Origin of the sequence: Teichococcus aerophilus, from assembly GCF_014490485.1 — a bacterium.
GTDB classification, from domain to species: domain Bacteria; phylum Pseudomonadota; class Alphaproteobacteria; order Acetobacterales; family Acetobacteraceae; genus Pseudoroseomonas; species Pseudoroseomonas aerophila.
In genome coordinates, this window is sequence record NZ_JACTVA010000081.1 from 1 (window position 1) to 13,726 (window position 13,726).

14 protein-coding genes are annotated in these 13,726 nt (G+C 70.5%); 9 read left to right on the forward strand and 5 right to left on the reverse strand.

The annotated features are described in order from the left end of the window. The 7 genes from IBL26_RS23935 to IBL26_RS23965 all read left to right on the forward strand — a co-directional run. The coding region (locus tag IBL26_RS23935) for a TorD/DmsD family molecular chaperone (protein ID WP_187787031.1) at positions 1–468 on the forward strand (468 nt) is incomplete at its 5' end. A gap of 16 nt (positions 469–484) precedes the next feature. Next, positions 485–706, forward strand: a complete 222-nt coding sequence (locus tag IBL26_RS23940; RefSeq protein WP_187787032.1) for a twin-arginine translocation signal domain-containing protein — start codon at positions 485–487, stop codon at positions 704–706. Positions 707–724: 18 nt separating this feature from the next. Next, positions 725–3,619, forward strand: coding sequence for a formate dehydrogenase subunit alpha (locus IBL26_RS23945; protein ID WP_187787033.1), 2,895 nt, complete (start codon positions 725–727; stop codon positions 3,617–3,619). A gap of 15 nt (positions 3,620–3,634) precedes the next feature. Continuing rightward, the gene (fdh3B, locus tag IBL26_RS23950) at positions 3,635–4,231 is read left to right on the forward strand and encodes a formate dehydrogenase FDH3 subunit beta (RefSeq protein ID WP_187787034.1); all 597 of its coding nucleotides are present in this window, start codon (positions 3,635–3,637) and stop codon (positions 4,229–4,231) included. Then, positions 4,231–5,664 carry a formate dehydrogenase subunit gamma gene (locus IBL26_RS23955; protein WP_187787035.1) on the forward strand — a complete coding sequence of 478 codons (1,434 nt, stop codon included), beginning with the start codon at positions 4,231–4,233 and terminating at the stop codon, positions 5,662–5,664. Before fdh3B ends, IBL26_RS23955 begins: the two co-directional genes overlap by 1 nt. A 343-nt stretch (positions 5,665–6,007) precedes the next feature. After that, entirely contained in the window at positions 6,008–6,508 is a 501-nt protein-coding gene (gene mobB / locus IBL26_RS23960; RefSeq protein WP_187787036.1) for a molybdopterin-guanine dinucleotide biosynthesis protein B, read from the forward strand. Beyond that, entirely contained in the window at positions 6,496–7,746 is a 1,251-nt protein-coding gene (locus IBL26_RS23965) for a molybdopterin molybdotransferase MoeA (protein ID WP_187787037.1), read from the forward strand. The genes mobB and IBL26_RS23965 overlap by 13 nt, the downstream gene beginning before the upstream one ends. 478 nt (positions 7,747–8,224) lie before the next feature. Here the strand turns inward: IBL26_RS23965 and IBL26_RS23970 are convergent, their stop codons facing one another. The 3 genes from IBL26_RS23970 to IBL26_RS23980 are packed head-to-tail and all read right to left on the reverse strand — an operon-like array spanning position 8,225 to position 10,078. Beyond that, complete coding sequence (locus IBL26_RS23970) at positions 8,225–8,533, reverse strand: AzlD family protein (protein ID WP_241749717.1); 309 nt, start codon at positions 8,531–8,533, stop codon at positions 8,225–8,227. Further along, complete coding sequence (locus tag IBL26_RS23975) at positions 8,530–9,468, reverse strand: AzlC family ABC transporter permease (RefSeq protein WP_367615501.1); 939 nt, start codon at positions 9,466–9,468, stop codon at positions 8,530–8,532. Before IBL26_RS23975 ends, IBL26_RS23970 begins: the two co-directional genes overlap by 4 nt. Then, the gene (locus tag IBL26_RS23980) at positions 9,461–10,078 is read right to left on the reverse strand and encodes a regulatory protein RecX (protein ID WP_187787038.1); all 618 of its coding nucleotides are present in this window, start codon (positions 10,076–10,078) and stop codon (positions 9,461–9,463) included. The genes IBL26_RS23975 and IBL26_RS23980 overlap by 8 nt, the downstream gene beginning before the upstream one ends. 136 nt (positions 10,079–10,214) lie before the next feature. Between IBL26_RS23980 and IBL26_RS23985 the strand changes: the two genes are divergently transcribed. Both IBL26_RS23985 and IBL26_RS23990 read left to right on the forward strand, forming a co-directional pair. Beyond that, positions 10,215–11,504: a M20/M25/M40 family metallo-hydrolase gene (locus IBL26_RS23985; RefSeq protein ID WP_187787039.1), complete on the forward strand. Its 1,290-nt coding sequence runs from the start codon at positions 10,215–10,217 to the stop codon at positions 11,502–11,504. Between the two features lie 92 nt (positions 11,505–11,596). After that, positions 11,597–12,250: a glutathione S-transferase family protein gene (locus IBL26_RS23990; RefSeq protein ID WP_187787040.1), complete on the forward strand. Its 654-nt coding sequence runs from the start codon at positions 11,597–11,599 to the stop codon at positions 12,248–12,250. Between the two features lie 332 nt (positions 12,251–12,582). Here IBL26_RS23990 and IBL26_RS23995 read toward each other — a convergent pair whose 3' ends face one another. Both IBL26_RS23995 and IBL26_RS24000 read right to left on the reverse strand, forming a co-directional pair. Continuing rightward, positions 12,583–13,215 carry a thioredoxin family protein gene (locus tag IBL26_RS23995; RefSeq protein WP_187787041.1) on the reverse strand — a complete coding sequence of 211 codons (633 nt, stop codon included), beginning with the start codon at positions 13,213–13,215 and terminating at the stop codon, positions 12,583–12,585. A gap of 42 nt (positions 13,216–13,257) precedes the next feature. After that, positions 13,258–13,726, reverse strand: a 469-nt coding sequence (locus IBL26_RS24000) for a thioredoxin family protein (protein ID WP_187787042.1), incomplete at its 5' end; no start/stop codon positions are given.

Consider the following 13,726-nt stretch of genomic DNA (forward strand, 5'->3'; position numbering starts at 1 on the left):
CAGCCCGCCACGCCGCTGGGCGTGGCCTGCGCCGGCCTGGCCGAGGCCGCCCGCCTGGCCGAGCCCGCCGCGCTGGCGCGCGAGTACCACGACCTGTTCATCGGCGTCGGCCGGGGCGAATTGCTGCCCTTCGCCTCCTACTACCTGACCGGCTTCCTGCATGAGCGGCCCCTGGCGCTGTTGCGGGACGACCTGCGCCGCCTGGGCATCGAGCGCGGCAACGGGGTGGCGGAGCCGGAGGACCATCTGGGCTTCCTGTGCGAGGCGATGGCCGGGCTGCTGGCGGGAGATTTCCCTGCCACCGCGGAGGCCGTGGGCGCGTTCTATGAGCGTCACCTGCGCCCTTGGGCGGGCCGCGCCTTCGCCGACCTGGAGAAGGCGGAAGCCGCCCGCTTCTACCGCGCCGTGGGCGCACTGGGCGTGGCGGTCATCGATATCGAGACAGCGGCGGCCGGGCTGCCGGCATGAGGAAGGGGAGGCGAGCATGAGCGAACGCGACACCACGGGGCAGCGGCGCGGCTTCCTCAAGGCCCTGGGCCTGGCCGGCGGCGCGGCGGTGGCCAGCGCCACCCCGGCCGCCGCCTTCAACGCCGATGGCAGCCTGGGCGACGCCCGCCCCGCCAAGGAGACGGCGGATGAGCGGGTGGCCGCGCGCTACCGCGAGACCGACCACGTCAAAGCTTTCTACCGCACCAACCGCTACTGAGCCGGGAGTACACGCCACATGCTGATCAAGCGCAGTGACGGGGCCGCGGCGAAGCAGCGCCTTTCCGCCGCCTACCAGGGGCTTTCCGCCGGCGGGCTGGACCGCCGCGCCTTCCTGCGCCAGGCCGGGCTGGCCGGCACCGGGCTGGCGGCGCTGGGCGGGCTGAACCTTTCCACCGCCCGACGCGCGCAGGCGGGGCCGACCAATTTCAGCCAGCCCATCACGCAGGTGAAGAACGTCTGCACCCACTGCTCCGTCGGCTGCACCGTCACGGCCGAGGTGCAGAACGGCGTCTGGGTGGGGCAGGAGCCCAGCTTCGACAGCCCGATCAACCGTGGCACCCACTGCGCCAAGGGCGCCTCGGTCCGCGAGCTGGTGCATGGCGACCGCCGCCTGAAATACCCGCTGAAGCTGGTGGACGGCCAGTGGCAGCGCATTTCCTGGGACGTCGCGATCAACGAGATCGGCGACAAGCTCGCTGAAATCCGCCAGAAATCCGGGCCGGATTCGGTGTTCTGGCTGGGCAGCGCCAAGTTCTCGAACGAGGGCGCCTACCTGTTCCGTAAGTTCGCCGCCTTCTGGGGCACCAACTCGGTGGACCATCAGGCGCGCATCTGCCACTCCACCACCGTCGCCGGCGTCGCCAATACCTGGGGGTATGGGGCGATGACGAACAGCTACAACGACATCCGCAATGCCCGCACCATGATCATCATGGGCGGCAACCCGGCGGAAGCGCACCCGGTCTCGCTGCAGCACGTGCTCTCCGGCAAGGAGATGAACCGCGCGAACCTGATCGTCATCGACCCGCGCTTCACCCGCACGGCGGCGCATGCCACCGAGTTCATGCGCATCCGCCCGGGCACCGACATCCCCATCATCTGGGGCCTGCTCTGGCACATCTTCGAGAATGGGTGGGAGGACAAGGAGTTCATCGCCCAGCGCGTGTACGGCATGGACGATGTCCGCCGCGAAGTCGCCAAGTGGCACCCGGCGGAGGTGGAGCGCGTGGCGGGCGTGCACCCGGACCAGATGAAGAAGATCGCGCAGATCTTCGCCACGCAGAAGCCCTCCACCCTCATCTGGTGCATGGGCGCGACGCAGAAGACCGTCGGCACCGCCAATGTGCGCGCCTATTCCATCCTGCTGCTGGCCACCGGCAATGTGGGCAAGGAAGGTACTGGCGCCAACATCTTCCGCGGCCACTGCAACGTGCAGGGCGCGACGGATTTCGGCCTCGATGTCACCTCGCTGCCCGCTTACTACGGCATCGACGAGGCCGCGTGGCGCCATTGGTGCCGGGTGTGGGACATCCCGTACGAGCAGATGGTCGGCCGCTTCGCCAGCAAGGCGCTGATGGAGACACCGGGCATCCCGACCACCCGCTGGTTCGATGCCGTGCTGCTGCCGAAGGACCAGGTGCAGCAGCCGGACACGCTGAAGGGCATGGTCGTGGTCGGTCATGGCGGCAATACCGTGACCCGCATGCCGGAAGCGGTGAAGGGGCTGGAGAAGCTGGATCTGCTGGTGGTGGCGGACCCGCATCCCACCACCTTCGCCGCGATGTCCGACCGCCGGAACGGCACCTACCTGCTGCCGATGTGCACGCAGTTCGAGGTCGAGGGCAGCCGCACCGCCTCCAACCGCTCCGTCCAGTGGGGCGAGAAGGTGGTGGAGCCGATCTTCGAGAGCAAGAACGACTTTGAGCTGGTCTACCGCCTGGCCGAAAAGCTCGGCTTCGCCGGCGAGATGTTCAAGACGCTGGAGGTCAACGACAAGAAGCCGACCGCCGAGAGCATCCTGCGCGAGATCAACCGCGGCGCCATCGCCAGCGGCTATTCCGGCCAGTCGCCGGAGCGGCTGCGGCTGCACATGCAGAACCAGCAGCATTTCGACCTGGTGACGCTGCGCGGCAGGCCCGGCACGCCGGTGGCGGGCGAGTTCTACGGCCTGCCGTGGCCTTGCTGGGGCACGCCGGAGATGAAACACCCCGGCACGCACCTGCTGTACAATACCGGCCTGGACGTGCGCGAGGGCGGCGGCACCTTCCGCGCCCGCTGGGGCGTGGAGCGCGAGGGCAAGACCCTGCTGGCCGAGGGCTCCTACTCCAAGGGCTCCGAGCTGACCGACGGCTACCCCGAATTCACCGTGGCGGTGCTGAAGCGCCTCGGCTGGTTCGATGAGCTGACGGAGAAGGAGAAGGAGATCATCGGCGGGATCGGCGGCGACAACATCGACCGCGTGAGCTGGGCGACCGACCTCTCCTTCGGCATCATCCGCGTGGCGCTCAGCCACGGCTGCATCCCCTACGGCAACGGCAAGGCGCGGGCGAATGCCTGGAACCTGCCGGACCCCGTGCCGGTGCACCGGGAGCCGATCTACACCTCCCGCCCCGACCTGATCGAGCAGTACCCGACGCTGGACGACCGGCGCGGCTTCCGCCTGCCGCATCTGGGCAAGAGCGTGCAGGCGCGCAGCCCGGCGGCATTCCGGGACTTTCCGATCGTGCTGACCTCCGGTCGCCTTGTCGAATACGAGGGCGGTGGGGAGGAGACGCGTTCCAACCCCTGGCTGGCGGAACTGCAGCAGGACATGTTCGTCGAGGTGAACACCGCCGATGCCGCCGACCGTGGCATCAAGGACGGCCAGTATGTCTGGGTGACCGGGCCGGAAGGCGGCAGCAAGGCGCGGATGAAGGCGCTGGTGACCGAGCGTGTCGGCAAGGGCGTCGCCTTCATGCCGTTCCACTTCGGCGGCTGGTGGCAGGGCGAGGACCGCCGCAAGCACTACCCGCCCGGCACCGACCCGATCGTGCTGGGCGAAAGCGTCAACCAGCTGACCACCTATGGCTACGACCCGGTGACCTTCATGCAGGAAACCAAGGTCACGCTCTGCCAGATCCGCGCTGAATAAGGAGGGGCAGAACACATGGCCCGCATGAAGTTCCTCTGTGACAGCGACCGCTGCATCGAATGCAACGCCTGCGTCACCGCCTGCAAGAACGAGAACGAGGTGCCCTGGGGCATCAACCGCCGGCGCGTCGTCACGCTCAATGACGGCAAGCCGGGGGAGCGCAGCATCTCCATGGCCTGCATGCATTGCACGGACGCGCCCTGTCAGGCGGTCTGCCCGGTGAACTGCTTCTACACCACGGCCGACCACATCGTGCTGCACGACAAGGATCTGTGCATCGGCTGCGGCTACTGCTTCTACGCCTGCCCCTTCGCCGCGCCGCAATATCCGAAGATCGGCAATTTCGGCGGCCGCGGCAAAATGGATAAGTGCACCTACTGTGCCGGTGGTCCGCAGGCCGACAACTCGGCCGCCGAATACGCGCAGTACGGCGCCAACCGCATCGCCGAAGGCAAGCTGCCGCTCTGCGCCGAGATGTGCTCCACCAAGGCGCTGCTGGCCGGCGATGGCGACATCATCGCCAGCATCTACAAGGAGCGGGTGCAGACGCGCGGCTATGGCTCCGGCGCCTGGGGCTGGCGCACCGCCTATCGCGAGACGGTGGGCTCCTGATGCGCGGCCTGATCGCCCCCACGCTCGCCGTGCTGCTGGCCGTGGCACCGGCTGCCTTGCCACAGCTTGCCCTGGCCCAGCCCACCGGTGGCCAGATCGACACCGGCCAGGCCAGCCCGGCGCAGACCGATACCAGCCCGGGCACGACCAGCAACACCACGCTCGGCACCGCCAACACGCCGCCCGCAGGGCCTGCGCCCGCGCAGCCGCATGCCGAGCCGGCCTCGCCGCCGCCGGCACCCGGCCAGCCCGCCACCACGCAGCAGGCCCAGCCCCCGGGCTCGCCCGGCCAGCAGGACCAAGCCAACGGCCCCGGCCCCGCCGCCGGCACGCCCGAGGTGCAGGCCCCGGTGCCGGAAACCCAGAACGCCGGCGAGAACGCCCAGCGCCAGGTGCCCCAGGCCACCGATACGCCGGCGCCCACCGGCAACAACGCTACGCCGCCGCAGCCTTCCGTTGCGCCCACCCCGGTCACGCCCATCCCCGCGCCGCCGCCCTTCCCGGACCGTGGCCAGCCCGATGCGGCGGAGCTGGAGCTGCAGCGCGCACTGCAGGGCGGCAGCATCCATGGCCGCGTCTCCATCCCCGACTGGAAATCCGCCAACCTGGTGCATCCCGCCGGGCGGGACTGGCGCAACTTCCACAACACGACGCTGCTGTGGATCGCGGCCATCGCCATCCTCGGCACCGCGGCGCTGCTGGCGGTGTTCTACCTGATCCGCGGCCGCGTGCGGGTGCAGGACGGCTTCTCCGGCCGCGAGATGGTGCGCTTCACCTTCATCGAGCGCATGGCGCACTGGATGACGGCCAGCAGCTTCATCGTGCTGGCGCTGTCCGGCCTCAACCTGACCTTCGGGCGGCACCTGCTGCTGCCGGTGATCGGGCCGGAAGCCTTCACCGCCGTCTCCGCCGCCGGCAAGTTCGCGCATAACTTCCTGGCCTTCCCGTTCACGCTCGGCATCGTGCTGCTGTTCGTCATGTGGGTGGGCGGCAACATCCCCAACAAGCTGGACCTGGTCTGGCTGAAGATGGGCGGCGGAATGGTCGGCAAGGGCCACCCGCCCGCAGCCCGCTTCAACGCCGGCCAGAAGGGCGTGTTCTGGATCACGGTACTGGGCGGCGCCATCGTCGCGGCCTCCGGCTACATGCTGGTGTTCCCCTTCGCCGTCACCGGCATCGATGGCCAGCAATGGGCGCACATGGCGCACGGCACCCTCTCCGCCGTGATGATCGCGGTGATGCTGGGCCACATCTATATCGGCACGCTGGGCATGGAAGGCGCCTTCGCCGCCATGGGCCGGGGCAAGGTGGACTACAACTGGGCGCGCGAGCACCACAGCCTGTGGGTGGAAGAAGAACTGGCCAAGGCGCATGAAGTGGTGCGCCCAGGCAGCACGACCGGCCCCAATGCCCGCCCGGCTGGGGCGGACTGACACCGGGGGGTGCTTCCCTGTGGCGGCGTGAGGGGAAGGCTGGGGAATGAATTCCCCAGACCCATTCTTCTTTCTGCGAGTTTGGCGTGGCGCTTCGGGACTGAAAGCGGGCGCTGCTTGCTGTTTATAATGGGCTACGCGGGCTGAACCGTCAGTCGCCGGAGGTCTAGGACCTCCGGCGCACCCGACCGTCCTTCAGGACCACGCCCTCAGCAGTCCCGCCCGAAAAACTCGAAAAAGAAAAGAAGGGGTCCGGGGAATTCCTTCCCCGGCCTTCCTCCCTGCCACCCCGCCCTCCCTGTGGGGTTGCGGCGTGGCCCTGCCCCCCGCTAAGCCGATGGCCATGCGCCTGATCGGACTGGCTGGCTGGAGTGGAGCCGGCAAGACCACGTTGTTGGCCCGCCTGATCCCTGCCTTGAATGCGCGGGGCTTTGGCGTTTCCACCGTCAAGCATGCCCATCATGCCTTCGATGTCGACCAGCCGGGCAAGGACAGCCACACCCACCGGCAGGCCGGTGCGCGGCAGGTGCTGGTATCCTCCGCCAACCGCTGGGCGCTGATGAGCGAGTTGCGCGGCGCGCCGGAGCCACCGCTGGTGGAACTGCTGGCGCGGCTGGACCCGGTGGATCTGGTGATCGTCGAGGGCTTCAAGCGCGACGCCCACCCCAAGATCGAGGTCCACCGCGCCGCCAACGGCAAGCCCTGGCTGCATCCGGACGACCCCGCCATCCGCGCCGCCGCCACCGATACGCCGCCGCCGGGCGGCCTGCCCTTCGCCGGGTTGGATGCGGTGGAGCAGGTGGCCGACCTCGTCCTGGCCCACGCCGTGCCATGGCCCAGCTGACCGACGATTGCTTCGTCCATGGCGGGGCGCTGCTGTCTGTCGAGGACGCGGCCGCCCTGGTCATCGCCCGCGTGCCGGTGCTGGAGGGGGAGGAAGACGTCACGCTCGCCACCGCCCGCGGCCGGGTGCTGGCGCGGGACCTGCATGCACCGCAGCCGCTGCCGCCCTTCTTCAACAGCGCCGTCGATGGCTACGCCTTCCGCCATGCCGACCTGCGGCCTGGGGAGGACACGCCGCTGCGGCTGGAGGGCCGACTGGCCGCCGGGCAGGTGCCCGATGCCGCCCTGGCCCCCGGCACGGCGCTACGTATCCTGACCGGCGCGCCGATGCCGCCCGGCGCCGATACGGTGATGATGCAGGAGGATGCGCGGCTGGAAGCCGGCACCCTGCGCCTGCCGCCCGGCCTGAAGCACGGCGCCAATTGCCGCCCGGCCGGGGAGGACGTGGCCCAGGGCGAGCTGGCGCTGCCCGCCGGCACCCGCCTCGGCCCCGCCGAGATCGGCCTGGCCGCCGCGCTGGGCTTTGCCACGCTGCCTGCCCGCCGCCGGCCGCGCATCGGCGTGTTCAGCACGGGCGACGAACTGGCCACCCCCGGCACGGCGCTAACCGCCGCGCAGACCTACGACAGCAACCGGTTCTCCCTTCTGGCGCTGCTGGCCGGGCTGCCGGTGGAGGCCTTCGACCTCGGCATCCTGCCCGACCGTGCCGGCGCTACCGAGGCCGCGCTGCGCGACGCCGCCGCCCGGCACGACATGCTGCTGACCTCCGGCGGCGTCTCGACCGGGGAGGAAGACCATGTCCGCGCCGCGTTGCAATCGGGCGGCAGCCTGGTGTTCTGGAAGCTGGCGCTGAAGCCCGGCCGGCCCGCCGCCATGGGCGTGATGGGCGGCACCCCGGTGCTGGGGCTGCCGGGCAACCCGGTGGCGGCCATCGTCACCTTCCTGCACCTGGCGCGGCCGCTGGCACTGCGCCTGGCCGGCGCCAACCCGGCCCCGCTGCCGCGCTTCGCCGCCACGGCTGACTTCCACTACCGCAAGAAAGCCGGGCGGCGGGAATATGTGCGCGTCACCCTCTCCACCGGCACGCTGGTGCCGGTCGCACGGAAATACCCGCGCGAAGGGGCGGGGCTGCTGACCTCGCTCACCCGCTCCGACGCTTTCGTGGAATTGCCGGAGGAGGTGATGGTGGTGGCGCCGGGGGATGCGGTGGCGGTGATTCCGTTCTCCTCGGCTTTCTGATTTTTGCCGCTGTGCATTGGGGGCGCTGCCCCCAGGCCCCCGCCGGGGTGGAAAGTCCACCCCGGACCCCGCTGGGTGTTTTGGAGCGGGGTGCCCGTCGCATTGGCGGTGAAGATGACGGGAGAGTTTGGCTGCAGGCAGACCGCGCCGGAAGCACGCATCATATGATCCGTTCGCGCTGAAAACGGCATCGTAGCCCGCATCTGAATGCGGGAATTTTTATATAAATCATATGATTAAATGGAATTGACGGCACCGCGGTGCCATCGCCAGGCGCGCTGACGAGTAACGCTTCAACAGACGGCGGGGTCTGGGGTGACCCTGTCACCCCAGCGGGAGTGTCCAGAGAGGGCAGAGCCCTCTTTGGCCCCGACTGACCGCCTCGGCCCCGCTCACCATGCAGTCGAAGGCCCATCGGAAGTCCCGCAACGATAGAGGGTGGGGGCGAGGTTGTCCCCAGCGGAGAGCCTGTGGTCTCTCAGCCCCCCAGCAGCGGCCGCAGCCCCGCTACCGCCAGCACGCCCACGACGATGGAGAGCCCGAGATTGCCGGTCTTCCATTGCGTCAGCACCACCGCTGCTGCCGCCAGCCAGGTTTCCGGCCCCATGTTGGAGAGGGCGAGCGCGACATAGGCGGCGAAGAGTGGCCCGGGGATGTGCCGCAGCATGGCGTCGATGAAGGGCGGCGGCCGGACCACGCGCAGCACGGCGTAGCCGCCGGCGCGGCAGGCATAGGTGACGAGGGCCATGCCGATGATGGCCAGCAATACGTCCAGGCGCAGCATCATGGCGTCCTCCTCTCCCGCCATGCGGCCAGTGCGGCGCCAGAGAGGGCGCCGGCCAGCAGCGGCACCGGCTGCGGCAGCCCCAGGCGCAGCGCGGCGACGGCGACCAGTGCTGCCGTCGCCCAGGGCCACAAATCCCGCGCCAGCCCGCGCCAGAGCGTGACCAGCAGTGCCACGAAGGTGGCGGTGGCGGCGAAGAACAGCGGGTGGCCCGGCGGCAGCCGCACCAGCCCGCCCATGACGTGCCCAACGCCGACCAGCAGGATCCACGCCGTCCACAGCACGACGCCGATGCCCATCAGGTAGCCGGCATCCTTGCCGCCGGAGCGGATGTCGGCGACGCCAAGCGCGAAGGAGTGGTCGACGATGGTGCCCAGCGTGCCCCACAGGCGCCAGCCGCGCAGCTTGTCCATCCACGGCGCCAGGGCGGCGCCCATCGGCGCCATGCGGATATTGACGGCGAAGGCCGCGAGGCAGGCGGCAAGGATAGGCGCCGGGTCGGCCCAGAGTTCCAGCGCCAGCAACTGGGAGGAACCGGCATAGACCAGCGCCGACATCAACAGCGTTTCCAGCAGGCTCAGCCCCTTGCCCTGGGAGACGACGCCGACGACCAGCGCGAAGGGCATCAAGCCGATCAGCAGCGGGATGGCGGCGCGGTTGCCGCGGCGCAGGCCCACACGGGTGAAGACAACGCTGCTGGCGGTGGCCATTCTGGGGGGCGCCCCAGTGTGGCTGTCCCCGGTGCGGCTGTCCCCGGTGCGGCTGTCCCCGGCGCGGCCGGCCTCGGCGGTTGCGGCCCCGGCGGGAGCGCCGCCGGTGGGGTCCGCCGCTGGTTCGGGCACGGTTGCGCCGGGCGTGGCGGGGGTGGGCGCCTGGGCGGTGCTGCCCGTGGGGGTGGAGTGCGCGGGTGGCGTCTCCGGCGGTGGGGCCTCAGCCACGGCGGGATGCCAGCAGGTAATCGGTGGCGGCGTCCGGCTCCATGTCCAGCGCCCGCTCGGCCAGGTCGCGGGAGAAGCCGCCGCGCGCCATGGCACCCATCGCCTTCAACCGGGCCTCGGGCGGGACCGGCTGCGTCTGCGCGAAGGGGCCGGCGCGGCGGCGGCGCAGGTGGCCGAGCGCGGCGGCCAGCTCGTCCGTCTCCTCCAGCAGAGTGCCGGCGGTGGTGGCGTCCACGCCCTTGGCGGCCAGATGCGCGGCGATGGCGCGGCGGGACCGGCCGGCCTGGGCCAGCCGGCGGGTGCGGGCAGCGGCGAAGGCCTCGTCATCCACCGCCCCCACCTGTGCCAGGGCATGGGCGACCTCGGCCGCCGCCTGCTTCGCGCAGGCCGCGAGCGGGGCGATGGTCTCGGCCAGCTGGCCTTCGTTCTCGGCCCGGCGGGCCCAGCGGTCCACCCGGCGTTGCAGCACGCGGCACAGCCCGGCCTCGGTGGTGCCGAAGCGGGCGAGATGCGCCAGCGCGGCCTCCCGCAACCGGTGGGCGTCGGGCGGTGGGCCGGCGGGGATGTCGCGGCGGATGCGTGCGGGTTTCTTCCCCGGTGGCGTTTCCATGGTGCCGCTCACTCTGCCATGCGCCCCGCCGGCTGCCCAGGGCATGGCCGGGCTGCGCCGCGCGGTTCCCGCCAGCCCCCTTTCCAACCCGCACACCCCGACATAACAGGAAGGGAGGGGACGGGAAGGAACCGCCGTGACGTCAGCCTCCAGCGTGCGGGACGCGATCAACGCCCGCATCGATGCGGACCGGGACATGCTGGTGGAGCTGCTGCGGCAGTTCCTGCGCATCCGCAGCGTCAATCCGCCGGGCGATACGCGGGAAGCCGCCGATTTCGTCCGCGGTATCCTGGACCGCTTCGGCGTGCCGCACCGTACCCTCTCCGCCGTGGCGGAGATGCCCAACATCGTCGGCCGGTGGGACGGCGCGCGGCCGGGGAAGCACCTGGTGCTGAACGGCCACATGGATGTCTTCCCTGTCAGCAACGAGGCGCTTTGGGCGGCGGAGCTGCGCGACGGCCGCATCTATGGCCGTGGTGCGTCGGACATGAAGACCGGCACGCTGGCCGCCATCATGGCCTATGGCTACCTGCACGAGCACCGCGCCGCCCTGGCCGGCGCGCTGAGCCTGACCGTGGTATCGGACGAGCAATCCGGCGGCCGCTACGGCACCCGCTTCCTGTTCGAGCAGCACCCTGGCGTGGTCGCCGCCGATGCCTGCCTGAACGGCGAGCCAAGCGGCCTCGGCAATCTGCGCTTCATGGAGAAGGGGACGCTGCGCTTCTCGCTCTCCTCCAGCGGCATCGGCGGGCATGGCGGCTACCCGCACCAGGCGCCCAACCCGATCGAGCGCATCATCCGGCTGACGTCGCGCATCTACGAGCTGTACCACCTGAAGCTGGGCGACCTGCCGCCGGAGGTGGACGCCATCCTGACCTCGCCCGAGACTGTCCGCACCGCCGATGCGCTGCTGGGCGCGGGCGCGGCGGAGAACGCCCGGCGCATCACGGTGAATATCGGCATCATCAATGGCGGGCTGAAGGCGACGCAGATCCCCACCGCCTGCACCGCCCACCTGGATATCCGCACCCCCCTGGGCACCGACCGGGACGTGCTGCGCGCCGAACTGCTGGCCCTGGCGGACGAGCATGGCTGCACGATGGTGGTGAACGAGGACCACAGCTACCCCGCCAGCATGACCGACCCTGAGGGCGAGCTGGCGCAGATCCTCCGCCGCAACACGCGGGAGCTGCTGGGGCTGGACGCGCCGCCGGTGTGCAGCCTGGGCGGCACCGATGCACGCTACTGGCGCTGGCGGGGCATTCCCGCGGTGATCTGCGGCCCGTCCAACATCAGCATGGGGACGGACCAGGAGCATGTGACGGTGGAGGAAGCCATCGCCGTCATCCGGCTGCAGGCGCTGTGCGCGGCCGACTACCTGGCTGGCACCCACCGGGCAGACGAGCCGGCCCGGGGCGGCGCCTGAAGCCGCAACATCATCAGCCGTGCGGGCAACAGCCCTGGAACGGCCTGCCTGAATCGAAAGGGGGAACGAACCCCCGGCAAGGAGAGAGACGTATGGCGCAGTTGCGGATCTGGGGCCGGGCCAACTCGGTCAATGTGCAGAAGGTGCTGTGGTGTTGCGGCGAGCTGGGCATCCCGTTCGAGCGGCTGGACGCCGGCATGCAATACGGCCAGGTGGACACCGCCGAATACCGCGCGATGAACCCCAACGGCCGCATCCCCACCCTGGTGGATGGCGACGTGGTGCTGTGGGAATCCCACGCCATCCTGCGCTATCTGGCGCTGCGCGAGATCGAGCGCCAGCCCGGGCAGGAGCAGCGCCTGCTCTACCCCGCCGCCGCCGCCGCGCGGGCGCGGGTGGAACGCTGGCTGGACTGGGTGCTCTCCACCCTGCAGCCCGCCGAGCGGAACCTGTTCTGGGGCATGGTCCGCACAAAACCGGAAGACCGCGACATGGCGGTGATCAACGCCGCCGCCGAAGCCTCCGCCAGCGTATGGCGGGTGCTGGACGCACACCTGGCCCACGGCCACCCCTTCGTCGAAGGCGATGCGCTGACCCTGGCCGACATCGCCCTCGGCGCCTACGCCCGCCGCTGGTTCGGCATCGACATCCCCGGCAAGCCGCAACTGCCGCGCCTGGACGCCTGGTACGGCCGCCTCACCCAGCGCCCCGCCTTCCAGCAATTCGTGGCGCCGCCGCTGACCTGAGGCGCTCGGAAGTGAGAAGAAAGGCCGGGGAAAGAATTCCCCGGGCCCCTTCTTTTTTCTGCGGGTCTGGCGATGCGCTTCAGGACTGAGAGTGGGCGCTGCTTGATGATTTTATCAATGGGCCACGCGGGCTGAACCCTCAGTCGCCGGAGGTCTAGGACCTCCGGCGCACCCAGCCGTCTCTCACAGCCACCCCTTCAACAGCCGCTTCGGCAAAAACTCGAAAAAAGAAAAAAAGGGGTCCGGGGAATTCCTTCCCCGGCCTTCTTTGTTTCCCCGAAGCGCCCCCACGACGAAAGCCAGTTCAGCGCCGGGCCATGGTTCGCCGCGCCTCAGGCAGCCGGTGCGTACTTGATCGCGCAGCCGTAGTTGCGGGTGACGGCCTGGGCCACCGGGCGGCCTTCTGCCACAGCCAGCATGGCGTCCCGGGCCAGGGGGGCGGCGCGGGCGATGTCTTCCACCTTGCTGGAGGGCACGCTGTCGATGCCGCCCATGTAGCGCAGCACCCCTTCGGCATCGATGACGTACATGTGGGGTGTCGTGGTGGCACCATAGGCGCGGGCGGCTTGGCTGCGCGGGTCCAGCAGCACGGCGGCGGGGGCGGCTTCACGCTCGCTGGTCAGGGCGCGGGCCTGTTCAGGCGTCACGTGCCCCTGCTCGCCAGGCGGGGAAGAGGCGATGGAGAGCCAGACGATGCCACGCTCGGCCGCTTCGCGCTGGAAGCGCTGCATGTTGCCGCTGGAGTAGTGCTTCCGCACGAAGGGGCAGTCGTGGTTGGTCCATTCCAGCACGACGGTCTTGCCGCGGAAATCCGCCAGGGCGTGGGTCTTGCCGTCCTGGTCCGGCAGGCTGAAAGCGGGCGCGGGCGCCCCGATGGAGGGTGCCACGGCCCAGCTGGGGCGGGGCAGGAAGGGCAGGGCGCCGGCGGTGGCCAGCAGGGCGCGGCGGCGGAGGGTGAAGGGCATGAGCACGTCTCCTCTGTCTCGGCGTGAGGGGTGGGTAGGGGGCTAGCCGGGCGTGGCCTGCCCGGCGGGCGATGTGCCGGCGGTGGTGGCGGGTGCCTCCAGCGCGCGCAGCACGATGGACTCGGTGAGGATCTGCGGCAGCACCTGGGGTGCGCCGCCGCCGGCTGGGTAGACGAGGTAGAGCGGCACGCCTTCCCGGCCATGGGCGCGCAGCAGGGTGGCGATCTCCTCGCCGCCGCGCGTCCAGTCGCCGGTGAAGTAGGCGACGTTGCGCTGGGCGAAGGCGCCGCGCACCGCCTCGGTGGAGAGGGCGACGCGCTCGTTCACCTTGCAGGTGATGCACCAGGCGGCCGTCAGGTTGACGAAGACCGGGCGGCCGGCGGCGCGGGCGGCGGCGACGCCGGCTTCGGACCAGGGCTCGGACCCTGCCTCGGCATTGGCGGCGGCGGTGGGCGCGGGGGCGTCGTGCAGGCGCGGCAGCAGGGCGGCGGCCAGCAGCAGGGCGATGGCG